The 25541-nt window shown below is 27.8% G+C and carries 16 protein-coding genes; 14 read left to right on the top strand and 2 right to left on the bottom strand.

The annotated features are described in order from the left end of the window. Positions 1-146 precede the first annotated feature (146 nt). From FNZ64_RS13710 to FNZ64_RS13685, 6 genes are all read left to right on the top strand, one after another. Positions 147-2663 carry a UvrD-helicase domain-containing protein gene (locus FNZ64_RS13710; protein ID WP_142415570.1) on the top strand — a complete coding sequence of 839 codons (2517 nt, stop codon included), beginning with the start codon at positions 147-149 and terminating at the stop codon, positions 2661-2663. Next, positions 2656-5574, top strand: a complete 2919-nt coding sequence (locus FNZ64_RS13705) for a hypothetical protein (RefSeq protein ID WP_142415569.1) — start codon at positions 2656-2658, stop codon at positions 5572-5574. The genes FNZ64_RS13710 and FNZ64_RS13705 overlap by 8 nt, the downstream gene beginning before the upstream one ends. Continuing rightward, positions 5558-7255 (top strand): UvrD-helicase domain-containing protein, encoded by a 1698-nt coding sequence (locus tag FNZ64_RS13700; RefSeq protein WP_142415568.1) that lies wholly within the window; start codon positions 5558-5560, stop codon positions 7253-7255. Before FNZ64_RS13705 ends, FNZ64_RS13700 begins: the two co-directional genes overlap by 17 nt. Positions 7256-7567: 312 nt before the next feature. Then, positions 7568-8989: an NADP-dependent phosphogluconate dehydrogenase gene (gene gndA / locus FNZ64_RS13695; protein WP_142415567.1), complete on the top strand. Its 1422-nt coding sequence runs from the start codon at positions 7568-7570 to the stop codon at positions 8987-8989. Next, positions 8979-10382: a glucose-6-phosphate dehydrogenase gene (gene zwf, locus FNZ64_RS13690; protein ID WP_142415566.1), complete on the top strand. Its 1404-nt coding sequence runs from the start codon at positions 8979-8981 to the stop codon at positions 10380-10382. Before gndA ends, zwf begins: the two co-directional genes overlap by 11 nt. A 170-nt stretch (positions 10383-10552) precedes the next feature. Next, positions 10553-11176 (top strand): cyclase family protein, encoded by a 624-nt coding sequence (locus FNZ64_RS13685; RefSeq protein WP_142415565.1) that lies wholly within the window; start codon positions 10553-10555, stop codon positions 11174-11176. 157 nt (positions 11177-11333) lie between these two features. Here the strand turns inward: FNZ64_RS13685 and FNZ64_RS13680 are convergent, their stop codons facing one another. Continuing rightward, positions 11334-13586, bottom strand: a complete 2253-nt coding sequence (locus FNZ64_RS13680; RefSeq protein WP_142415564.1) for an ornithine decarboxylase — start codon at positions 13584-13586, stop codon at positions 11334-11336. Positions 13587-14081: 495 nt separating this feature from the next. Here FNZ64_RS13680 and FNZ64_RS13675 point away from each other — a divergent pair, with 495 nt between their 5' ends. Together FNZ64_RS13675 and FNZ64_RS13670 are read left to right on the top strand one after the other, a co-directional pair. Next, positions 14082-14465 carry a DUF421 domain-containing protein gene (locus tag FNZ64_RS13675; protein ID WP_142415563.1) on the top strand — a complete coding sequence of 128 codons (384 nt, stop codon included), beginning with the start codon at positions 14082-14084 and terminating at the stop codon, positions 14463-14465. 49 nt (positions 14466-14514) lie between these two features. Beyond that, positions 14515-15438, top strand: coding sequence for a DUF2935 domain-containing protein (locus FNZ64_RS13670; protein ID WP_142415562.1), 924 nt, complete (start codon positions 14515-14517; stop codon positions 15436-15438). Positions 15439-15544: 106 nt separating this feature from the next. Here FNZ64_RS13670 and FNZ64_RS13665 read toward each other — a convergent pair whose 3' ends face one another. Further along, on the bottom strand, positions 15545-16810 hold the full coding sequence (locus FNZ64_RS13665) for a helix-turn-helix transcriptional regulator (RefSeq protein WP_185903797.1): 1266 nt from the start codon (positions 16808-16810) through the stop codon (positions 15545-15547). A 278-nt stretch (positions 16811-17088) separates the two neighbouring features. On the opposite strand from FNZ64_RS13665, the gene FNZ64_RS13660 reads away from it, so the two are divergent. From FNZ64_RS13660 to FNZ64_RS13635, 6 genes are all read left to right on the top strand, one after another. Beyond that, complete coding sequence (locus FNZ64_RS13660) at positions 17089-21147, top strand: NEAT domain-containing protein (RefSeq protein WP_142415560.1); 4059 nt, start codon at positions 17089-17091, stop codon at positions 21145-21147. Between the two features lie 27 nt (positions 21148-21174). Then, on the top strand, positions 21175-21939 hold the full coding sequence (locus tag FNZ64_RS13655; RefSeq protein WP_142415636.1) for an NEAT domain-containing protein: 765 nt from the start codon (positions 21175-21177) through the stop codon (positions 21937-21939). A 104-nt stretch (positions 21940-22043) separates the two neighbouring features. Beyond that, on the top strand, positions 22044-22934 hold the full coding sequence (gene isdE / locus FNZ64_RS13650) for a heme ABC transporter substrate-binding protein IsdE (RefSeq protein ID WP_142415559.1): 891 nt from the start codon (positions 22044-22046) through the stop codon (positions 22932-22934). 15 nt (positions 22935-22949) lie between these two features. Beyond that, positions 22950-23945: a FecCD family ABC transporter permease gene (locus FNZ64_RS13645; RefSeq protein WP_142415558.1), complete on the top strand. Its 996-nt coding sequence runs from the start codon at positions 22950-22952 to the stop codon at positions 23943-23945. Then, entirely contained in the window at positions 23938-24753 is an 816-nt protein-coding gene (locus FNZ64_RS13640) for an ABC transporter ATP-binding protein (protein WP_142415557.1), read from the top strand. Before FNZ64_RS13645 ends, FNZ64_RS13640 begins: the two co-directional genes overlap by 8 nt. Positions 24754-24826: 73 nt before the next feature. Further along, on the top strand, positions 24827-25447 hold the full coding sequence (locus FNZ64_RS13635) for a class D sortase (RefSeq protein WP_142415556.1): 621 nt from the start codon (positions 24827-24829) through the stop codon (positions 25445-25447). Positions 25448-25541: the final 94 nt, after the last annotated feature.

Here is a 25541-nt window from a genome sequence, read left to right as displayed (position 1 = left end):
AATACAATTAAACATACTAAACACTAATGGTAAATAGCTCTCTATGAAAGTAGTTATTTACCATTTTCCATAATGTTGTAATTGACACATAATGTAAAAATCTATGTATAGTCTAAGGTTAAAATAATAAAAAGTCAGGTGATATTATGAGTAATAATGCTTATTCTGTACTAATTTATCAAAGGGAAGTAAGCAAGTATACCTTTTATTTAATTAAGGATTATATAAGCGAAGGGACTAAGGTATATTTTTTAACAGAATCTGATGAAGTAGATTTATATAGTTATATTCAAGATGTAGAGAAAAAAGATATAAAATATTATGAACAGAAATATTTGCTATCAATGAACTACAATATAAACTTGAGTTTTCAATTTAAAGATGATTTTATTATTGAAGATGGCAATATATCTGAGAATTTAAGAGAGGAATTGAAAGAGGAATGCTTTAATATAGAGCAGTATGATATTGAGCATCTTAATAGAGATAAACATATCATAATTAAGGCAGGGGCGGGTACAGGAAAGACAAAAACAATGATTGATAGAACAATATATCTTAGACATAAAGAATTAGCAACTTTTAAAGATATGGTTATGATTACATTTACAAACAAGGCTGCAAATCAAATGAAACAAAAGTTATATGAAAGATTAGAAGCCTATTATGAGGCAACAAAAGATACTAAATATTTAGAATGGATTGATGAAATAGTATCAATGAGAATTCAAACCATACATTCCTTTGCAAAGAATTTTATTGAGCTCTTGGGGGATAGAATTAATATTGATAGGAAGTCCAAAATTAAAAGTATACAGTATGAAAAATATAAAATTCTAGAGAAGCTTATAAATGAGTATAGGTTTAAATTTAGCGAGAAGTATCAGAAATTTAGATATATACCTCAGTATAAACTTATAAAGGCTATACTAAAAATTGAACAATACTTAACATCAAAGGGGTTAAATGTTAGTGATAATAAGGAAAATATTAATTTTGGTGTAGATAAGGAGGAATTTAATCATTTCTTAGAGTTTTTACTTTTAAATTTATGTGAAGAAGTAAAACAATACAAATATGAAAATAGCATAATTGAATTAAATGATTTAGTTATTAGTCTAAAAAGATATTTACATACGGTAAATATTCAGAATGCAGTAAATATTAAGTATATTATGGTGGATGAATTTCAAGATAGTGATACAATACAGGTTGATTTTATTATATGGCTTATAGAAAATATGGGGTGTAAAACTTTTATAGTTGGGGATATTAAGCAAAGCATATATAGATTTAGAGGAGCAGAATATACAGCTTTCCTACAATTTGAAGATAAATTAAAGAGAAATGGGGAAGAAAAAAATATTACTAAAAAAAGTCTTAAAAAGAATTACCGTACCAACAAGGCTATTATAGATAAACTAAATAATTTTTTTTATAATATTTCAAATTTAGAAACATCAAGGGAAGAAACTAAATATTTTACTTTTACCAAGGGAGACAAGTTAGAACCAGTAATAGAGAATAACTCCAAAGAAGAAGTTATAAGCCTTTTTAAAAATGGATATGAAACTAATAAGGATGGTGTAATTGAGTATATTACAAATGAAATTAAGAAAAATAATAAAAGAAATGCATCCAGGGCGAAAGAGGGATTAGAATCAGAAAGTATAGCCATACTTGTACGGTCTAATAGGGATTTAGAATACATAGTAAGAGAACTAGAAAAAAAGGATTATATTTGCAAAAAAGAAGTAAGTGGAGAATTTTATAGAAGTATTGCAGTTAGGGAATTTTATCTTATGCTAAAGGCTTTATTGTATCCTAAAGTATATATAAATCAATATGCTTTTATCAATTCATCTTATGGCAAGGGTATAGATAATAATACTATACTTGAAAATTATGATTCATCAAATAATTATTTAAAAAAGATTATAGAGAACCGGAAAGAATACAAAACATTGCAATACTTTAATGAGAAAATTAAACAGGAACCTTTTATGAAGGTTTTACACCAGTTAGTAAATGAATTTAAACCAGAAATAAATTATGGAGTTAAAATTCTAAGCAATAGAGGCTTCAAGGAAGAAAATGAAACAATAAAAAGTGTTAAAACAGCTGTAATAAACTATAAGATGAATTTAGAGCATTTGTTTACTATACTAGATAAAAGGTTTAATTCTATAGATGCTAGCATAATAGATGTTATTAGATTTTTGGAACTTATGATTAAAACAGATGATTTAGAAGATGAAAAGATGCTAGATTATAACAATAAAGAAAATAAATACGATGCAATATGTATGACTGTTCATAAAGCCAAAGGCTTAGAATTCGATCATGTAATAATTCCAAAGACAAGTAACAGTTTTTTAAATAATAATAATGAGGTTAAGATTTTCTTAAATGAAAAAGTAGAAAAGCATAATATTGGTTATCTAGTGAATTTAGATGATTTAACTTTAAAAAATGATGTATACAGTGAATTTATAGTGGAAGAAAATAAGGAAATAATTGCTGAGGAAATAAGGCTTTTATATGTTGCTTTAACTAGGGCTAAAAAAACCATTCACTTAAATAAAAATGAAATCATGGATAATAGCGGTAAAATACACAACTGGATGGATCTTTTGGAGAGGGGGAATCTTAAAGATGCATAATTTAAGGGTTGAAACCTATAATGATCCAAGCTATTTTTACAAAAATATTGATTTTAAAAATGATTCCTTGCATATTGTTGGTACATCGGCGTTATCAATGCACTTAAAAGATCTTAAGCAATTTAAGAAAAATAAAAATCATATATGGACATATGCAAATATTCAAAATGCAGTTTTTACAGAATGGAATAAGTCAATAAATCAAATAAAGATGAAGGCTGAAATTAGAAAACTTATAGAAGAGCTGTGCAAGGATATAACAATAAAAAAGTACTTGTTAAATGATATAGATGAAATTTTAAATGATTATAAATACTATATAGAAACAGGAATATTTGCCTTACCTAGCATGGAAAAAGTTGATCCCAACATTGAAGTTATAAGAGGAGTTTTTAATAGTTTTGCAAAGAGTCAACTAATAAACAATATATATATAAGAGAGAGCTGCTTTGATTTAGAGGAATTTACGAATAGGCTAAATAAATATTATAACGAAGTATTTAAGGGAGAATTTAAAGATCAAGGTATAACAGATGGAATACAAAACATTAAAAAAATTTATTTTTATAATTTGACCTATATTGATGGAATGAGACTTTCCTTTTTTAAAAAACTTAATGATATAGGTATTGAGGTTATATTTAGGATTCCAATACATGAAAATTTTCAAGCTTTAAACAGGCCTTGGGAACGGGTATATGGATTTGTTAGTAAAGATAAATGGAAAAGTATTTCATACAATAATGAAGTTAATTTAGAGTGGAATCCATATATAGGATATTTAAATGGTGTTAAAGATCTAAAGGATTATAATAATGACAAAATAAGTTTTAAAGAATATATAGACGTAAGTGCATTTAAACAAAAGTTAGAAAATTATCCTATTTTTCAAAATACAAATGAATATAAAGAATATCTAAAAAATAAAGGCGTGGAAAGTAGCATTATAGGACTTAAAGTTAAAAGATTAAGTTATATATGTGATAGTGAAGATAAAAGCTATAAATATATTAGAGAATATATAACCTTTTCAAAAAATAAATATAATGATTTATTTAATGGAACAATTTTAAACTATAAAGATAAGAAGGATAGCCTTTTAAATTATAAAGAAGGAAGATTTATAATTGGATTATATAAGTCTTATTGGAATGAAGAAAAGACTAAAATTATGATGGAGTATAAGGATTTTGTCCAATTAATTTCTTCAGGATGGTTAGAGATAAAAAGCAAAAGTAATATTATTTCAGGGGTAGATGGTATAGACTTATTAATAGACCTAGAACCTTACATGAACGGAATTAAATCCTTAGAGGATATTATTAATAGATTAAATAAGCTTACTTTGTTGCAAGACTTTAGCAATGCATTTACAGAATTATCTAAGGAAAAGACAGATGGAGATAAAGTAAAGGAATATCTTCATAATCCTTTGAAAACTTTATCTTATGTAGATAATAGTAGATATGGTATTACTGTAAAGCAATTAATTCAATTAACTAAAAAATTAAAAACCATGTTAGAAGAACTTATTCCAAAGGATAATTTTATAAATATTCAAGAACATAAAAATAAATTGTATGATTACTGGAGAAATATAAGCTATATAAAATCTATTTTAAATGAATATTTTAAGTTGAAAAAGGAGTATAATACTGAAAAAAGTGAAGTCAATAAAAAAAGATTAATAAAGTTTATAAAATCAAATAGGATATATATAAGAACTTACTCTAACTTAAAAAATGCTGAGTTAATAGAAACACCCATGACGCTTTATGAAACAAGAGAATACATGAATATTATTTTAAAATTAAGTAATAAAAAGGACCATGATGATTCAGAAGAAGATAGGTATAACTATATAAAAGTTTTTGATCAAATAGAAGGAATCATGATAAATGGAACTAGAGAGATATATGTTACGGATATGTCAGAGAAGAGTATAAATAAATATGTAAAAAATAGAAGGTTTATTCCTAAATATACAAAATCCAAGATTCTAAAGGAAGATTTAAGAGAATTAGATAGAACTTATAATTTACAAGAAAAAAATAATATTTTAATGCAATCAAAAATTTCTAGTGAGGAAGTTATTAATTTTATAAAATATTATCTGGCTACCATAACATCCTTTAGCAAAGCAAAAATAGAATTTAGTTGGATCAATGATATAAATGATAGTGATCAAGAATCATCCATATATAAAATACTTAAGAGCATATATAATGAAAATTCTAAAAGGCAAAGTGTATACTATGATATTGAAGGAGAACTGCAATTTGAATATGAGAGATTAAAGGAACAGGGAGTTTTATACAAAAACAATTCAAAGTCTATTGCTGAAATCAATAAAATTTTAGGAAAGAAAACAGAGGTAAGTTGTAGCAGTGAAATAGCTCCTATAGCTTGGTTAGATTTAGATTTTTGTCCTAGAAAGTTTTATTATTCAGGAGTATTATGCCATAATCCAGTATATGAATCAGAATTCCATCAAAAAATTGTATTTGCTATATTAGGTAAACTATTTAAATCCCAGCTTAAAGAAGGCAATGATGTAGAAAAATATTTCTATCCCCTTTTTCCACAATGGAATAAGACTACTAAGGATAACTTAATTGAAACATCATATAAAAGAGAAATTAGAAGTGAATATAAATTTAAAAATATATACTTCCCTTATCATATGAAGGATATTCAAATTCTTAGAAGTAAAATCTATGAAAATCATAGGAGAAAGAGAAGAAATGCCTATAGGAATATGAATATTCTTAATGAAAAATATTTTAATGAATTTATAAAAGAAGATATGAAGTATGATACAGTAACATACATTAAGGGCTATCATTGTGATATGTGCCCTCACAATATGATATGTTGTAAGGGGGAATTTGCAATTGAAAGAAGTAGATAAATTATCCATAGATAATGAAATAAATTATGAAGAATTTTATAAGGGTATGGGAGAATTTTTTAATAAGACAGTGAAAGCTTGGCAATCATATATTTCTTATGAGTTTATTAAAGGAATCAGATTATCAGAATTACAAAAAAGAGTGCTAAATGCAGATAACAGTCAATTATTAATTAATGGTTCTGGAGGTAGTGGAAAAAGTACAGTTCTATTGTACAAGCTTATAAAATCCATGATAGAAGAAAAAGAACCAAAAAAATTCTTATATATAAGCTATAATCAAATATTAATAGATGATACAAAGAAAAGAGCAAACAAGTATCCAGAATTTGAAAAGTTTAAAAATAATCATCATAAGGTTGATATATGCACTTTCCATCAATTTGCAGCGAATATACTAAAGGATTTAGGGTATCCAGAAGTAAAAGATTTAAATATAAATTATAAAACCATAGAAAGGATGAGAGGAAACTCAGCTAGAAGAGTGGCATCTATACTTCATAAATATACAGAAGGAGAATTATATCCTAAGTTGAATCTTGATGAGAGATTATATAAAACTCACGACTTTACTTTTGTGAGAGATGAAATTCTATGGATGAAGGCTAATGAATATATCCGTCTAGAAGATTATTTAGAATGTGAAAGAGCTGGAAGAGGAAACACGCCAAGATTAACTAAAAATCAAAGGAAGACCATATTTAAAATTTATGAAGATTATAGGGAACAGGCGAGAAATCGAAAATGGACTGAAACTAATATTGATTTAGAAGACTATGCCTTAACATTAATAGGAAAGTTTCATGAAATCCCTGAAAGTAAAAAATATGACTATATTTTTATAGATGAAGTTCAAGATTTGGATGCTGCACAAATTAAACTTCTAGCCATGCTTTCTCCTAAATTTTTAATTATGGCAGGGGATTCAAAGCAAAAAATATATAAAAAGACACCACATAGTTATGCTAGTTTAGGGATCGATGTTAAAAATAACAATAGGAATCTAAGAGAAAATCATAGATCAACAGAAGAAATAATGAAGTTAGCTAATTCTTTAAAATTTAATGATATACTAAAAGAGCAGAGTATTATTAGCTATAAAAATAAGGGCCAAAAGCCTAAGATTTTATCTTTTGCAAATCCCCAAAAAGCAATGAAACATATTGGAGAAAAAATATTAGAAATTCAAAAAAGTGAGCCCAATAGCAATATTGCCATTATTACAAGAGAAGAAGAGTCCATATCCTGTGGTAATCACAGTAATATAAGAAAATATTTAGGAAGATATTCTTCAATAATTGGAATAGAACAATATAATAAAAAATTTGAATTTGGAAATCAAAAACAAGTAATTTTCACAGATTTATTTAATGTAAAAGGTTTAGAATTTGATTATGTATTTTTATTACATTTTGATAGATATCATTATCCAAGTAAAAAAGAAATAGAGAAACTTAGTAAGTACTTAAGTGATAAAGAGACCAGAAATAAATATGAAGATAGTGAAATAAAAGATTATGAAGACTTAATAAATATTGAAAAAAAGAGGTTATATGTTGGTATAACTAGAGCTAAAAAGGAATTAGAGCTAATATGTTTTGCAAAAACAGAAGGAGAGGTTTCTCCCTTTATTAAGGATTTTAATAGAGAAGATTATGAGTATAAATTTTATAAAAGATAAATTTTATAAATAAGATTTTAATAAAGAAATTAAAGAATTTCTGAAAAGATATAATTAAAATATTAAGTTATAAAAAAGACTTATCCTAGATAGGTCCTTTTTTATGCTCTAAAACAACTTAAAAATCATAATTTCATAAATTTGAATTTAGTAATTAATATTTTTAGGAGCTTTTAATACGTATTTAGTATAAAGACCTATGATTTGCTCATTTCAAAGAATAAATAATCAGCTTATATGAAAAAATAAAAATGGACTTAAGGAATTCACTTAAGGATATGAAAATACAAAAGTTAAAGGCGGTTTAAGTATATGAGTAAAAAACATATTGGTTTAATTGGATTATCTGTAATGGGTAGAAATTTAGCGCTTAACATAGGAGATAAGGGATATAAGGTAGGCATTTTTAATCGTACTGTTAAAGTGGTGGATGAGGTACTAGAGAAGTATAAGCATCCTAATTTATTTGGGACTTATAGTTTAAAAGAACTTATAGAGGAGCTGGAAACACCAAGAAAGATTATGCTTATGGTTAAGGCTGGAGAGGCTGTAGATATGTTAATTGAACAGCTGCTTCCACATTTAGAGCAGGGAGATATTTTAATTGATGGTGGAAATGCTTATTTTAAAGATACAAGAAGAAGAGCACAGTATTTAAAGGAAAAAGGTATAAGGTTTTTAGGAGTTGGAGTTTCAGGAGGAGAAGAAGGGGCTAGGTTAGGACCGGCTCTAATGCCTGGTGGAGATTTTGAGGCTTATAAAAATGTAGAAGGTATTTTTAAGGATATTGCTGCAAAGGTTAATGGAGAGCCTTGTTGTAATTATATAGGCGGTGATGGAGCAGGACATTATGTTAAGATGGTTCATAATGGAATTGAGTATGCAGATATGCAATTGATTAGTGAAGCTTATATGATATTAAAGCATTTAGGTAAGTTTAACAATATGGAACTGCATAATATTTTTAAGCAGTGGAATAAAGGAGAATTGGAAAGTTATCTAATTAAAATTACTTCTAATATTTTAACTGTAAAGGATGATAAAAGTGACAATTATTTATTAGATATGATTTTAGATAAGGCTTCTCAAAAAGGCACTGGAAAATGGACTAATATTGAAGCTATAGATTTAGGTGTGGATGTATCTATTATATCTAGTGCTTTAAATGCTAGATTTATGTCAAACCTAAAAGAAGAAAGGGTAAAGGCTAATAAAATTTTAGAAAGTAATACTAAAAATTTTACTAAGGTAGATAAAGACGAATTAATTGAATTAGTAAGAAAAAGCTTATATTCTAGTAAAATAGCATGTTATGCTCAAGGCTTTCAATTGTTAAGAGCTGCTGCTAAAGAATACAACTGGGATTTAAATTATGCAAATATTGCTAGAATTTTTAGAGGTGGATGTATTATTCAGGCTAAGTTTTTAAGTGATATAATTAAGGCTTATGAGGAAGATAATAATGCTGAAAATTTAATGCTCACCAAGGGATTTTCACAGTCTTTAAAGAAAAATGATGAAAGCTTACGTAAAACCATATCCGTTGCCATTAAAAATAAAATTCCTGTAACTGCTATGAGTAGTGCCCTAGGATATATTGATACTTATAGTTCTAAGGAGCTAGGAGCTAATTTGATACAGGCACAAAGAGATTATTTTGGAGCACACACCTTTCAGCGTGTTGATATGGAAGGAAACTATCATTTTGATTGGGTGAATAATTATGAAGAATAAGGCTATAACCATTTTTGGTGGTACTGGAGACTTAGCTTATCGTAAGTTATTTCCCGCTTTATATAATTTATATATCCTGGGCAGTATAGATGATTCGTATAATATTATAGGCATTGGAAGAAGAGATTATAGCAAAAAAGAGTATTTAGAGCATATTAAATCTGGCGTTAAAGAATTTGCTAGAGTAGATTATAGCGAGCATAAATTTAATGAGTTATGTAAAATTATAACTTATTATAAAATGGATATTGAAGATACAGAAGAATATAAAGGATTAATTAAATATTATAAGGATAGGGGAATTTTTGAAGATCATATTTACTATTATGCTGTTGCACCAAGATTTTTTATTCCAATTACTAAAGGATTACAGGAAAATCAGTGTTGCCTTGAAAGTGCAAAAGTCATAGTTGAAAAGCCTTTCGGGGAGGATTTAAAATCAGCTACCTATTTAAATGAAGAGCTTTCTAAGGCATTTAGTCCAAATAATATCTATCATATAGATCATTATTTAGGAAAAGAAATGATACAAAATATTATAAATATAAGATTCTCCAATGCAATATTTAAAGGAATTTGGAACAGGAACTTTATTGATAATATTCAGATTAATGCTTTTGAAACTGTAGGTGTTGATGGTAGAGGAGCATATTATGATAAAAGTGGTGCTCTAAAAGATATGGTTCAAAATCATTTATTTCAGTTATTATCCATGGTAGCCATGGAAGAACCTAAGGAACTTAAAAGTGATTTTATTAAGGAAGTTCAACTTAAAGTGTTAAGTGAAATGAAAAATATAGAACCTAATGAAGTTGATGAATATATAGTTATGGGTCAATATGAAGGGTATAGAGAGGAAAAAAATGTTCATAAAGACTCAAAAACAGAAACTTATGTTGCCATGAAAATACTTATTGAAAATGAAAGATGGAAAGACGTACCTTTTTATATTCGTACAGGAAAGAAACTGAATAAACGAGAAACAGAAATTGTAGTTAAGTTTAAGCCCGCTAATGAGAAGGTAGAAGGAAATGTATTAATAATAAAGATTCAACCAGATGAAGGAGTTTATTTAAACTTTAATATAAAAAAACCTGGTACTGAGGATACCGTTCAAAAGGTGAGCATGGACTTTTGTCAAAGTTGTATTTTGGAAAATAGAATAAACACTCCAGAAGCCTATGAAAGATTATTAAAAGCTTGTATGGATTCGGATAGAAGTTTATTTTCAAATTGGGAGCAAATTGTGGTGAGCTGGAATTATGCTAATAAAATATTAGAAAGTTATAGATTAAGTTCTAATAAACTCTATAGTTATAAACCTAATACCCTAGGACCTAAGGAAGCAGATGACTTATTAGAAAAAGATAATAAACTATGGGTTTATAACTAGGGCTATGCTTTTTATAAGTTATTAGAAAAATCAATGCTTTTTATGCTTAATATTGATTGGGTAATATGTTTTACGTTTTAATTAAATTAAAAACTTAGATTCTATATTTTTTATTAAAAGGGTAAGAGTAAATTAGTGTTAAAAATATAATTAGCATGTAGGAGATAATAATGAAAATAATAGATATTTCAAGAACTATTTCAGAAGAAATGGTTGTATATAAAAACAAAGATGAAAAGCGTATTAAAAGAAATATAGTAATGAACTATGAAAGAGGGGACTATTATGAATCTAGGCTTGACTTAGATATGCATTGTGGAACCCATATAGATGCACCACTGCATATGATTGAAAATGGTAACACCATAGAGAATATGGATTTATATAAATTAGTTGGACAGTGTAAAGTCTTTGATCTTACTAGTGTTGAAAATTATATTACTAAGGAGCATATTAAAGATTTAGATATTAAACCTGAAGATATTATTATATTTAAAACTAAAAATTCCTATGATACAGAGTATAATCCTAAGTTTATATATGTAGAAGAAGATGCTGCAAAATATCTTGCAGATATTGGTATAAAAACCTTAGGCATTGATGCCATGAGTGTTGAAAGGGATAAGAAAAGTCATTCTTCACATAAAATAATCTTAGAAAAAAATATTGTGATTATAGAAGATTTAGCTTTAAAAGAAGTAGAAGAAGGGGAGTATTTTTTAAGCTGCCTTCCCCTTAAAATTAAGGGAAGTGAGGCTTCTCCAGTAAGGGCTATTTTAGTAAGGACGTGTTAGATAAAACTGTTCATATGAAAATCACTTAATCACGAATTCACTACGTCGTGTTAAACAATGAAGAAGTTTAAACTTATAAGGAAAACTTATAAAGAAAGCTTATGATATAATTTCGTAATTTTTCTAATTATATCATAAGCTAATTATTTATATTAGATTATTTTCTATCTAGTACATATCCGTAAGCTTTAACAGCACCATTTTCTTCTTCTAAATATACTCCTTGAATTTCTGGAGCAAAACCTGGGAATTGGTTTATTCCATCTTGTAATATTAAGAAGTATTTTTGTGCTACTTCACTCCATTTTTCTCCTGGAACAACACAGAATACTCCTGGTGGATATGGTAGTGCACCTTCTAAGGCAATTTCTCCAACAATATTCTCTAGAGCAACTAACTTAGCTTCATTTCTTACTAATGCCCATTTAGCATCTTGAGCAGTCATTAGTCTAGTATAAGTAGAGTTTTCTTTAGAAGTTTGTAATGCAGCTGTTGCTTCAGCAAAAGCAGGGTTATTAATATTAAACTCCTCTGAAATTGTTCCTCTCTCTGGTAGATATTCTGCTCTAAACAATCTCTTTTGATACGTTTTAGCATCGCTATCTTTGTAGAAATTATGCATTTCTTGACATAACATTCTAATTGTATATCCTTTATAACGCTCTATATTACTCTTATAAATTGTAGGCAATACTCTACTTAATGGGGCATCTTCTTCTACAAGGTGTTCAAATTGAACAAGTTGTGCCACAAGGTTCTCCATTTTTGTTGAAGTCTCTGCAGGTGTTAATAAGAATAATATTGAATTTAAATCACTTTTCTCAGGAATAATTCCATTTTCCCTTAAGTAATTAGCAAGGATAGTAGCAGGAATACCAAAGTCTTCATATTCACCAGTTTCAACATCTATACCTGGTGTTGTTAACATGAATTTATTAGGGTCAACAAAATATTGATTTTCCCCATAGCCTTCAAATGAATGCCATTTTTCTCCTGGAACGAATTTGAAGAAGTCTATGTTGTTCGCAATTTCTTCTGTATCATACTCTTCCCACTTTTTGCCGTTAACCACTGGTGGGATAAATGGTTTAAGTAAAGAACAATTTTTTAATACAGATTTTCTAGCTTCAACACCTAATTTTATACACTCTGACCATAAGCGTTTACCAGCTTCACCCTCTTGCATTTTTGCATTAACATCTAAAGTTGAGAATAGAGGATAGAAAGGACTAGTAGAAGCATATAGCATATAAGAGTTATTAAAACGTTTATGATCTACATAACGTTGTTGTCCTTTAATATGGCTATCTTTTTTATGAATTTGTGATGCTTGTGAGAATCCAGCTTGTTGTTTATGGATAGATTGAGTTACAAATATTCCAGGATCATTTTCATTTAAATCTAATAGTAGAGGAGAACAGTCTCTCATCATTGGAATAAATTGCTCATATCCAACCCAAGCAGAGTCAAATAAAATATAATCACAAAGATGTCCAATTTTATCAACTACTTGTCTAGCATTATAAATTGTTCCATCATAAGTTCCAAGTTGAATTACAGCTAATCTAAATGGTTTTTTCTCTGTAGCTCTTTGTGGATCAACCTTAGCTATTTCTTTTCTTAAATAATCTTCATCAAAACAATGAGCATCAATACCACCAATAAATCCAAATGGATTACGACCTGTTTCTAAATATACAGGAGTACCACCTGATAGTACTAAAGCTGAGTTATACACGGATTTATGGTTATTTCTATCAAATAAAACTAAATCCCCAGGTGCAACGATTGAGCCTATAACAACTGTATTAGCAGTACTAGTTCCATTCATTACAAAATAAGTTTTATCAGCATTATATATTCTAGCAGCATTCATTGAAGCTAATTTTGCAGGACCTTCATGTATTAATAAGTCTCCTAATGCCACATCGGCATTACAGATATCTGAACGGAAAATATTCTCTCCATAAAAGTCATAAAGATATCTACCAGCTGGGTGTTTACGGAAATATTGACCACCTTGGTGTCCTGGACAGTCAAATTGTATATTACCACTTTCTACATATTCGCTTAATGCTTTAAAGAAAGGTGGTAGTACATTTTCTTCATACTGGCTTGCAGCAGTTTCGATTTCTCTATTGTAAAGCTTAGCATCAAATTTATTAGCATCAATTACACGATAAGCTTTTTTTAATAATTCGCTGTCAAGTTTATCCCCATTTTTTAAAACAACAAATACTGGTATTCCAAATTTTGTATTATGTACATCGTTAATTAATTTGGAATCGGAATCAGTTAATACAGCAGCAGCTATGTCAGTATAATCTGTTTCTTCAGCTAAAACTAAGTCTCTAGCAGTTGAAAAATACTCTCTAGCTTCTGCACTGTAAGCAATTTTAAAATGTTTCATATAAAATAACCTCCTTGTAGTTACCAATACTGTCAAAAGCCCCAAAGAAGCTTTTGATAACCCCTTTATTATTATATAGATAACTTGTCCATTCTATAACTTAGTAAAAAAGGCAAGTTATAAACACCATAAGTAATTTTTTATAAACTATATATTACATCAACAAGATTATACAATATATTAGGGCAATTATATAGTGAATTATATTAAAAAGTTTTAAATTTTTTTAGTTTTAAAGGTGTTTAAATGAATTTACGGGGTTTTTAAGGGGAATACATATTAAAATCAATGTTTTACTTTCAATTCCTAATAAATAAACCTCAACAACATAATTTGGAAAGGAATAATACATACAGTATAAAAATTCAATATAAAAGTTTAATTTATAAATTCAGTTATTAAAAGATTAAATTTCCTCCAAGAATAATTTCCTTAGAATTAGCAACTATAATAATAGAACATTCATAATATCTTTATAAGAAGAGAGGATTTTATATGAATAGCAGTGTTATAATGGATATTTTTAATATAACTCTTCGAAGTGTAGTATCTTTAGTAGTTTTATTTACATCAGCAAGGCTTATGGGAAAAAAACAGATTTCTCAATTAAACTTTTTTGATTATGTAGTTGGAATTTCTATTGGATCTATAGCTGCAAATTTTGCAGTAGATGATACAATATCATATACTCATGGATTAACAGGGCTTATTGTATATGCTATTTTCCCCATAGTAATGTCACAAATAACACTTAAAAGTATTAAGTGTAGGAAGATATTGGGAGATATGCCTACAATTCTTATTCAAAATGGTAAATTTATAGAAGAAAATCTTAAAAACGCAAAATATAATAGTTACTTGAATTGTAACATAGAATAAATTTTATACATAATATAAATATTGTATATAAATTATAAGAGGGGTAATCATGTTATCAAGTAATGAATATATGCAACTTTCTTTAGAATTAAATCTATTTTTCCTTAGAATTGTAAAAGAGCATAACTTTTTCTTAGCAGTTTCATTACCACCTAAAGCAGCTCCTATTTCAATGCAACTTGTTTCAATGAATAGGAATTTAGATAGATTACTTTCTAGAGTCATATCCTTAAGTGAGGGAAATATAAGTAGGGAAGTTATGACTAATGGGGAACTGGTTACTAATCTCACATTGCCAGCAGAGAGGGCAGCTCAATCTTTAACTGGTGTGCCTATAGATACTTCTATTACTTTAAAGGAAATGAACTTAGGTTATAGAAAATATTATAATGCCAATAAAACCTTAGAGAGTATATCTGTACTTAACAAAGATATATTAGCAATGGTAAGAGAAGTTATAGATTTCCAAAACAATATGCTTAATCAGGTTTTATCTTGTAAGGCATTTGTATATATGTACCCATCAAACCTTAAACATGTTATAGAAGAAGCTTATGTTTACGTAAAACTTCTTACTAAAATTGAAAATAGACAAGGAAAAGATATTACACTAAAAGAGCTTATAGAAGAAGAAATTTTTTGGAATCACATAATGGAAGAACATTCAGAGTTTATAAGAGGGTACTTAGATCCTTCTGAGAAGAAATTATTTGAAGTTGCAGATCATTTTGTAGATGAATTTGATAAGTTAGAAGATGATACTAAAAAGCTTTTATCCAATCCTAATAATATTAATCAGATTACAAGAAGAAGTTATAACTTAGTTACAGAATTAAGAAATTTTAAAAAGCAAGGAACAGAGGGACTATTATTATGTAAGATAAAGGCTATAATGCCAGCACTGCTTGGAGATCATGTAACTAGAGAGGCCAACCACTATTTAAGAATACTTTCTGATTCAAAGAAGTTTTAATAATTAAGTAGCATATAACTAAGAAAATAACCATCTTTTTAATAATTAAAGAGATGGTTATTTTAAATTATCTTATACTACTTCTGTGCTTTTATTTATAAATTAGTTATAAATTTTTATGATAAGAAATATATTCCTTTGGACTCATATTAGTATATTTTTTAAATACTGTAGAGAAGTAGTTTTGATTATCAAATCCTACAGATAAAGCTATATCTAGTATAGATTCCTTACCAGTACTTAACATAGATTTACTATATTCTATTCTCAATTTATTTAAATAACTTTTAAAACTCTCTTTCATTTCCGATTTAAAAATTGTAGAAAAATAACTAGTACTTAGGTGTACATAATTTGCTACTTCATCTAAAGTAATTGGATGCTTATAATTATTATTAATGTAATTAATAGCATTTTGAATAGGTTTGGATTTATCTTTTAAGGAATATTTATTTACAAAACAGGTTATATCTTTTACCATAAATTCTCCAGAGCATAGTAAATCTTGTATAGTATTTTGCTTGTCTATAATTAGTATGTGTTTGTTTTTAAGTTCAAGGATATCCTTTTCTAAAATTCCTACATTAGCAATACTTGCATTAATTAAATTTATACATAGTGAAATTAAATTATATTTTATCATTCTAATAGGATTTAAATCTTTAATATATTCATAGCTTTGCAAATTAAAACTTTTTCTATAAATAGTAACAGCTTCTTCTATATTTCCTAAAAGTACAGTTTTAGTAAGTTGCTTTGTAATGGCTAAATTATATGAACATGGAGCTTTTTTTAACTCTTCGGGGTTGAAACTTTTACCTATAAATGTATTTTTCATATCTTTTTCTTCAATATGTTGCATTCCAATATCAATACCATTCCTCATAATATGGTGTAAAAGTTGAGCTAAAAAGAAATTTCGAGGAGGAAATTTTATAGGAGTTTCAGATAAAATTTTTAAAATTTCCGGGGTACAACTTATGGGTAAACCCTTGCATTGCAAGATCTCATCTACATCTTTAGGGGTTTTAGGGTTTAGGAGTATAGGACCTGCAATAAGTGCACCTTTATAAGTTTTATTATGAAAGTAAGGAGCAATAATGTAGGTTAATTTTTTCATATGATTATATAGAAAAGTATCTTTTGAGTTTATATTTTTTGAATCTATATTAGTTTTAATAAATAAGTCAACCTCTTGTAAGTCTACATTATAAGGGGTTTTCTCTATGTAGTGATTTCCTTGAGACAGAATTTTATTTCCATTACTATCAATTGCAATAACGTTTATTTCTGTAGAGAAATAGTAGCTTTTTAATATGTAGTCTAAATGAGGTAGTATTATTCGCCCATCTTTTCTAAAAAAGGTAATCATATATACATCTCCTTTTATCATTTAGTAATGAGTGTCAATATTATATCATAATATTTTTCAAATACAAAAATATTTATAGAAAATCGAAAAAAAGTATAAGAAAATATAAATGATAACTGATATCATTTATTAGGGTTTAAAAGTTAATAATTTTAAGTAAATAATCAAATAATTTCTAATATAACATTGGATTTTATATAAGATTGAATCTGGCAGTCAACTATTTTACTGGTTATATGCTGAATTAAAGAAAAATAAATAAAATAAGGGGCGATTATATGCAAAATATTAAAAGATTTAATAAGGGGATAAGCATTTTAGTAGCTACAACGTTAATGCTTGGTGGAACATCTAAAGTTGTTATTGCAGCTACAGAATCTAAGGTAGAAGCTACTAGTATAACTTCAAACAAGATAGGTGCAAAGGTTAATGGAAAAGAATCAAAAGGTCAGAAAGTTAATGTAACTACATTGCCTAAAGTTGAGACAACAGAACTCGGCAAGTTTTATGGAGATTATGATAAATACAGAATTAGCTTTCCTAGTACAACAGATAAAGAATTTGAAGAGTTTGAAAAATATATAAAGGCTATAAATGATACAAATAAAGTAACAGTAAACGGAGTTAAATATGATAATAGCGGACTTGTAAATGAAAAAGACAATTATCATTTTGGAACATTAGGACTCGATATTAATCCAAGTGCATTTACAGAAGATATAAATACAATTATTGTTAAAGCTGATGGCTATAATGATATGAAAATAAAGATTAAAAAGGATGGTACATTTGTAAGTGAAGAAGAAATAAAATCAGAGGATGTAGATAATACAAAGCCTCAAGAAGAAGTTAAACTTGAATTGCCTAAAATTGAAAAGGTGGAATATGGAAAGTTTTATTCAGATTTAATGAAATATAGAATTAACTTTCTTTCTAAAACAGATGATGACTGGAACTGCGTTGATAAATATAGGACAGTTGTAAATAAAGCAAATAAAGTAACAGTAAATGGAATCCAATACAATAGTGGAGATGTAACAAAGGAAAATAGTTATAGTTTTGGATTAATAGGATTTGAACTTAATCCAAGTGCATTTAAGGATGGAAGCAATACAATTGTTATTAAAGCTGATGGATATGAAGACATGACAATAAAAGTCAAAAAAGATGGAGAGAAGGTAAGTTTAGATAAAGCAGCATCTGATGATGGAAGTATTTCCAAGCCTGAAAAACCAACTAACTCAGCAGATACTGATAAGCAAACTGAGGAATGGAAGAGTGTAACTACACTACCTAAGATAGCTAATACTAGATATGGTGAAATTTATGGAAGAGTTGAATATGAAATAAGCTTTGAGCAAAATGACAAACTTCAAAAATACGTAAATGCTTGCAGTTCTTACAATGAAAAAACTAAACCAGCAGAAGTAACTGTAAACGGAGTTAGATATGAGCAGAATTTTAATTTTGGTATCAATCAATACCATTTAAGTTATATGGGTGGTTTAGAATTAAACGATAAGGCATTTAAGGAAGATATAAATACAATCATTGTTAAAGTAGATGGCTACAATGATATGAGAATAAAAATAAAGAAAGACGGAACATTAATAAGTCAAGAAGAATCTACAGTAGGAACTTCAATAAAAGAAAATATTCAAATAAATATAATGAAAGACATAGCTGTAACAGCTGGTGAGCCCATCAATTTGAAGTCTGGTGTACTTGCTTATGTAATAGGTAAAGAAAAAATAGATTTAACAGATGAAGTAAAAGTTAATCCAGGAAAATTGGATGTGAAAAATCCTAAAGAAGGAACTTATGAAGTGACTTATTCTGTAACTTATAATGGACAAACCGAAAGTAAAACAAGAAAAGTAACTGTAACTCAAGGTAATGTATCTACAGATAATCTTACTGATGGAATTTATACCATAGGTTTTAAAGCTTATAGAGCAGATATACCTGAAAATGAATCAATGCTAGGCGGATTCTTTGATGAAAAGGCAAAGGTTGAGGTTAAAGATGGTAAAGTTACTTTAACAATGTTAAATACTCTTCTTGCATCTAGTTTACTTGATTTCCGAATGGAAAGTAATGGGGAATACCCAGAAACGAAAGCAACATATAAAGGTGAGCCAGATAGTCAAGGAAATTATCAAATGAAAACATTTGAAATCCCAATATCAGATTTAAATTCAGATCATTTAGCATGCGTACTTGTTAGTGATATGGGTGGTCGAAAAAGTCAGATTGGAAATTTTGATAAATATAAAAAAGTAAGATTTGTGTTTGATAAGAATTGTATAAAGGGTTGGGATGGATTTAATAAAGATAAAGAGGCAATTGATGCAAGCGCTGAATTTAATAAAGCCTTGATAGATGCTGGTTTAGATAAAGATGGAGATGGAATTGTTACTGATGAAGAAATTGGAAAGGCTACAGGAGCAGTTAAATTATCAAGTAAAAAGATAAAAGATATATCTAGACTTCGCCATCTTGGAAGTGGGGTTACTGAATTATACTTAAATGGAAATAATATTAGTTACTTACCTAAAGGGGTATTTGATGGATTGACAGGATTAGAAAAATTGTCTTTAAGCACAAATAGAATAGTTGAATTACCAGAAGGTATATTTGACAATTTAAAAGATTTAACAGACTTATCCTTAAGTAAAAATTATATTATTAAATTACAAAAAGGTACATTTGATAAACTAAAAAATCTTAAATCCTTAGGACTTTCAGAGAATCAACTAAATGAATTACCAGATGGTATTTTTAATAAATTAACAGCTTTAGAAGGTTTATATTTATATGACAATAAAATAGAAAGTATTCCTACTGGAATCGGAAAACTAAAACAATTAAAAAATTTATCTATAAATGCAAATAAGATTGAAAAAGTACCAGAGGAATTGAGTGAACTTAGCAATTTAACAAATTTACATTTAAACAATAATTTTATTAAAGAAATACCAGATAAAGTTTATAAAAATCTTAGAAATTTATCAACTTTTGAAATATATGATAACGAGTTAACATATGTTCCAGAAAATATAAAAGAACTTTTGCCAAATGTTAGACAATTTAATTTTAGATTAAACAGGTTAAATAGAAAACCAAATATAACTAATTTATCTAAAAAGGGATTTTATCCGCAAAAAAACACCTTTAACTTACAGTTAACTGCTAAAGATGGTAAATTAACATGGAAGCAAGATTTATCAGCATTAGATATGTATCTTTGGGAAACATATATGGATAATTGTAGTTCAGTTGATGAATATAATAAAAAATTAAATGGAAAAACACCTGAAGAATATTTACGTGAAAAGAGTAATGACTGGAGAATTGTAACGGAGATACAAAAGAAAGAGCCAAATGGTAAATACATTACAATTGAAGATGCTGTCAATGAAAACGAAAAAGATGTTACCAAAGGAACATATAATGATCCTGATATGAAAGAGGGAAATGAATATAGAATTATTAAATCAGTAATTTCAGCAGGTGGATTTGAACGCCTTATATTTAGTGATATAGCGAATGCAGTAGCTAAAAAGGGTGAGAATACTAAACCAGAGCAAAAACCAGAGGATAAAAAAGAGTTCAAAAATGGAGTATATAGTTTAAATGCAAAAATCTTAAAGGAAAATAGTGATGATCCATCTATGGCAGCTCAGTATATTAAAGATATAAATTGCGAAATAGAAAATGGTAATAAGTATATAACAGTATCTTTAAATAGAATAGATTGGATGAAAGACCTTAAAGTAACGGTAGATGGAAAAGAAATAACTCCACAAATTACAGATAGAATTAAAAACAAAAATGGAGAAGAGCAAGGAAAGATAAGATTCCAAATAGGAAGTTTAAATTCAAAGATAATGCTGCATATGAATGTAGTTCCAATGGGAAATTCAACAGTAGCATTTAGATTGGTACCAGATAAAAATACTCTTACTTTAATAAAAGAATCTACTAATTTACAAGAAGATTTAAATAAAGATACAAACAAAGAAGAAAATAAAGATACAAACAAAGAAGTAAGCAAAGAAGCAAACAAAGATACAACTCAAAATGTAATCAAAGAAATAAATAATGAGACAAGCAAAGAAACAAATCAAGATATGATTCAAAATAAAAATAAAGAAATAAACAATGAGACAAGCAATAAAATAAATAAAAAAATAAGCAAAGAAGATAAAAAAGAGACAATTAAAAAGAAAACTGCATTACCTAAAACTGGGATGCCATTTAATACAGGAGCTTTAGCTACATTAGGAACAATCATAACAGCTTTAGGATTTGCACTTAGAAAATATAGAAAATAGAATTTAAAAGATATAGGGGGCAGTCATATGAGAAAAAAAATATTTAAGGTTTTATCAGTAATAGCTTTATCAAGTTGTGTAACTTTATCATCAGCACAAGCTTTTGCAAAAGGAATTAAAAAAGAGGATATAAAAGTTTATGCTAGTGCAACTGGTGTAAAAAATTCAAAGTTAGAAGATGGAAAATACAATGTAGGTATAGAAACTTTTAAAGAAAATGCAGAAGAGTTATCCATGGCTGGACAATATGTAAATAAGAAGGTAGATTTAGAAGTTAAAAATAATAAAAAATATGCTACTTTAAAAATTACTAGAATGGATTGGATGAAAAATATAAAAATATCTATAAATAATAATTCTGTAAACTATGAAACAGTACAAAAAGATAAGGAAGGAAAAGTAGCATCAATAAGATTTGAAGTACCAGATCTAAATACTAATGTTAAGTTTAAAATGAATGTAGTACCTATGGGAAATGCAGAAGTTAAATTTAGAGTTGTATTTAATGATAATATTACTAAGTTATCTAGTAATTCTTCACAAAACAAACCATCAAAGAATAATAAAACAAAGAATAATGAAATAAAGGCTGCTAATAATGCGGATAAAAACAATACTGTAAAAAAAGATAATACTAATAACACATCAGAAAAGGTAGAGGTTAAGGGTGATACTGCTAAGGAAGATACACTACCTCAAACAGGTTCCCCTATTACTACCAAAACCTTATCAATAATTGGTGGTTTAGCTGTAACATTAGGATTAGGATTAAAAAGTAGGAAAAAAGCTTAGTTTATAAACAGTATATAATTTAATACTCTATTTTAAGAAAGTATCTACTCTCTTAAAATAGAGTTTATTTTAATAAGCAAGTAATATGGTGGAGGATTTTATATATGAAAAAATTCTTAAGTATACTAATGGCTATTATAATAAGCGTAACATTTGTTTCCTGTGGAAGAGAAAATAAAACAGAAAGTTGTGTAAATAAAAACAATGGGGAAAAGAAAATAGTTGCTGGAAGCATGGCAGTAGCTGAAATGCTAGCAAAGTTAGATATTAAAATAGTAGGAAGACCAAGTACTCAATATGGTATATCAGATAAAATAAAGGATGTACCAGAAATAGGTCTAGCTATGAAACCGGACTTAGAAAAAATAAGAAGTTTAAATCCTGATGTATATGTAACATCTGGGGCGTTGCAAGAGATGATAGGAGATCAGATAAAAGCTAATAGGATAAATGCTAAGTATTGTGATTTAAGTTCTTATAAAGCAGTAAAAGAAACTATAAAAGAATTAGCTAAAGAGTATGGAAAAGAAGAAAAGGGTGAAAAAATCCTTAAAGAATTTGAAAATAAAGAAAAGGAAATATTAAAAGATACTAATCCAAATAAAAAAGTAAAAGTAATGATTTTATTTGGTGCACCAGGAAATTTCATGTTAGCTACAGAAAAATCCTTTGCAGGAAGTCTTATAGCTGAATTAGGAGGAGAAAATATTGCCTCTAAGGTAGACACTAAAATTAAAGGACCTTATGTGCCATTTTCTTTAGAAGTTGCACTAAAGGAAAATCCAGATATAATCTTTAGAATGTATCATGGATATATAGATGAAGCTAAAAAACAAGTAAATGAGGAATTTAAAAGAAATCCTCAATGGAGTAAATTTAAAGCGGTTAAAGAAGAAAAAATATATGATTTAGACCCTATATATTTTGGAGTAACAGGGGATGTAAAGGCAATGGAATCTTTAGAAAAAATGAAAGAATATTTATATAAAAAGTAAGGAAATGGTGAAGATATGAAGGACATGAAAGATAGAACAAAAATATTTTCAATATTTTTTTCTCTTTTAATTTTATTATTTTTAACAGTTATAACCATAGGATTAGGTAGTGTAAATATATCTATTGGAGAAATACTAGATGTTTTTTTAGACAAAGGAACTGAAATTAATGAAAGCATTATAATGAACATGAGATTACCAAGAATCATATTAGCAACTTTTGTAGGAAGTAGTTTATCAATATCTGGGGCCTTATTACAGTCAGTTATGAAAAATCCATTAGCAGATCCAGGAATTACAGGAGTTTCCTCAGGGGCAAGTTTAGTAGCTATTTTGATGATGCTATATTTCCCACAACATTATAAAATTATGCCTTTGATGGCGTTTTTAGGTGCTATTTTAGCATGTGCATTAGTATTTTTCTTATCTTGGGATAATGGTATAAAACCTATGAGAGTAATTCTATCAGGGGTTGCCATTAATGCTTTATTTTCAGGAGCTACTTCTCTTTTAGCTATTATGAACAGTGATAAAATTCAAGGGGTTTTATTATGGCTTAATGGAAGCATGGCTTATAGAGGATGGAGAGAAGTAAATTATTTTCTACCTTACTGCATTATTGGTTTTATATTAGCACTATTTTGTATTAGGGGAGCTAACTTATTGGCCCTAGGAGATGAAGTTGCTACTAACTTAGGAGTTAATGTAAATAGGACAAGAATTTTAATATCTTTAGTTGCAGTATTTTTAGCTGGAATAAGTACAGCTGCAGTAGGAATCATTGGATTTATTGGTATTATAGTTCCACATGTATGTAGGCTTATATTAGGCTATGATTATAAATACTTAATACCAATGAGCGCAGTCTTAGGAGGAATTACCCTACTTTTAGCAGATACCTTAGCTAGATTTATTGCAAGACCTATAGAATTACCTGTAGGTGTAATGATGGCAATGATAGGTTGCCCATTCTTCTTATTTCTTTTAAGGAGGAAAAAGTGTAATGCTTAAAGTAAATGATTTTAAAATAGGATATGAAGAAAAGGTTATAGTTAAAGATTTTAATATGCATGTAAAAAAAGGGGATATGATAACCATAATTGGTCCCAATGGTTCAGGAAAATCAACGGTTTTAAAAGCCATAGGAAGATTAATTAAACCTATGAATGGAACTGTTTATTTAGATAAAAAATTCCTTTGGGATATGAAGTGTAAAGATATAGCAAAAGAAATGGCCTGTTTATCTCAAAGAAATATGGCTGAGGGGGATATGACCATAAAAAAATTAGTTAGCTTTGGAAGAAACCCTCATAAAGCATGGTTTGAAAGGTTAAACAAGGAAGATGAAGATATAGTAGATTGGGCAATTGAAAAAACTAATCTTAAGCATATGGAAAACAAAAAAATAGTTAGCATATCTGGCGGAGAAAGTCAAAGGGCTTGGATAGCTATGGCCCTTGCACAAAAACCAAAGGTTTTATTATTAGATGAACCTACAACTTATTTAGATATAAATAATCAAATAGAAATATTAGAGTTAGTAAAGGAATTAAATGAAAACTTAAAATTAACAGTTATCATGGTTTTACATGATTTAAATCAAGCAGCTAAGTATAGCAATAAAGTTTTGGTATTAAAAAATGGTGAGATACAAGCTGTAGGTAGACCAGAAGACATATTAAATGAAGAATTAATAAAAAATGTTTATAACGTGGAGATGAACATATTGAGAAATCAATTTGGAGAAAAGCTTATTTTTATTCCTAAGAAGACTTGCACTGAAAGTAGTGAAAATTATACAGTTAAGAACTATAGCTAAACCATAAAAAATTACAAACTACAAAAAAACTATGTTATTTCGTATATAACAATTATAAAAAGGAGTAGCTAACATGAAAAAAAATATTATATCTATTCTATTAATTATATTAGGAATAACATTAATTTTAGCATCCTTAAGTATAAAGGTATACTCTAAAAATAAAGAATCCCAATTAATAGATAATTTTAATAGTAGATTAAATGCGGAAAAAAATGAAAGAGAATTAATTGAGCATAAGCATGGGGAAGATGAGAGTAATAAAAAAGAAGTTAAGATTGGTGATGAAATATCAACTATAGAAATACCTTCTATAAATTTAAAATCTGTAATTGTAGAGGGAATAGGAAAAGATCAATTACGGTATGCATTAGGTCATTTTAAAGATACAGCTATGCCAGGAGAATATGGAAATTTTTCTGTTGCAGGACATAGTAGTTCTATATATAAAGAAATTTTAAATAATCTTTATAAAGTAGAAATCGGAGATGAGATTATATTAAAAACCTTAAAAGGTAAATTTGAATATAAAATAACTGATAAATTTGTTGTAGAGCCAACTGAAATAAATGTGTTAGAACAAGATAAAAATAAAAAAAATATAACCATAGTTACCTGTACTGATGGGGGAGAAAAAAGGCTAATAATTAAGGGAGAATATAAAGAAATTATAAAAACTCCAAAAAAATTATAAGCAATAAATATTGATAATTGATATCATTTATTTAAGGTTTTCATATGAAATTAAATCAATTGCAATAAATAAAAAGCATATAGACGGACTAATG

Source organism: Hathewaya massiliensis (assembly GCF_902143515.1).
Lineage (GTDB): Bacteria > Bacillota > Clostridia > Clostridiales > Clostridiaceae > Hathewaya > Hathewaya massiliensis.
The sequence above is the reverse complement of the archived record's forward strand: the minus strand, read 5'-3'. Positions and strand labels throughout refer to the sequence as shown.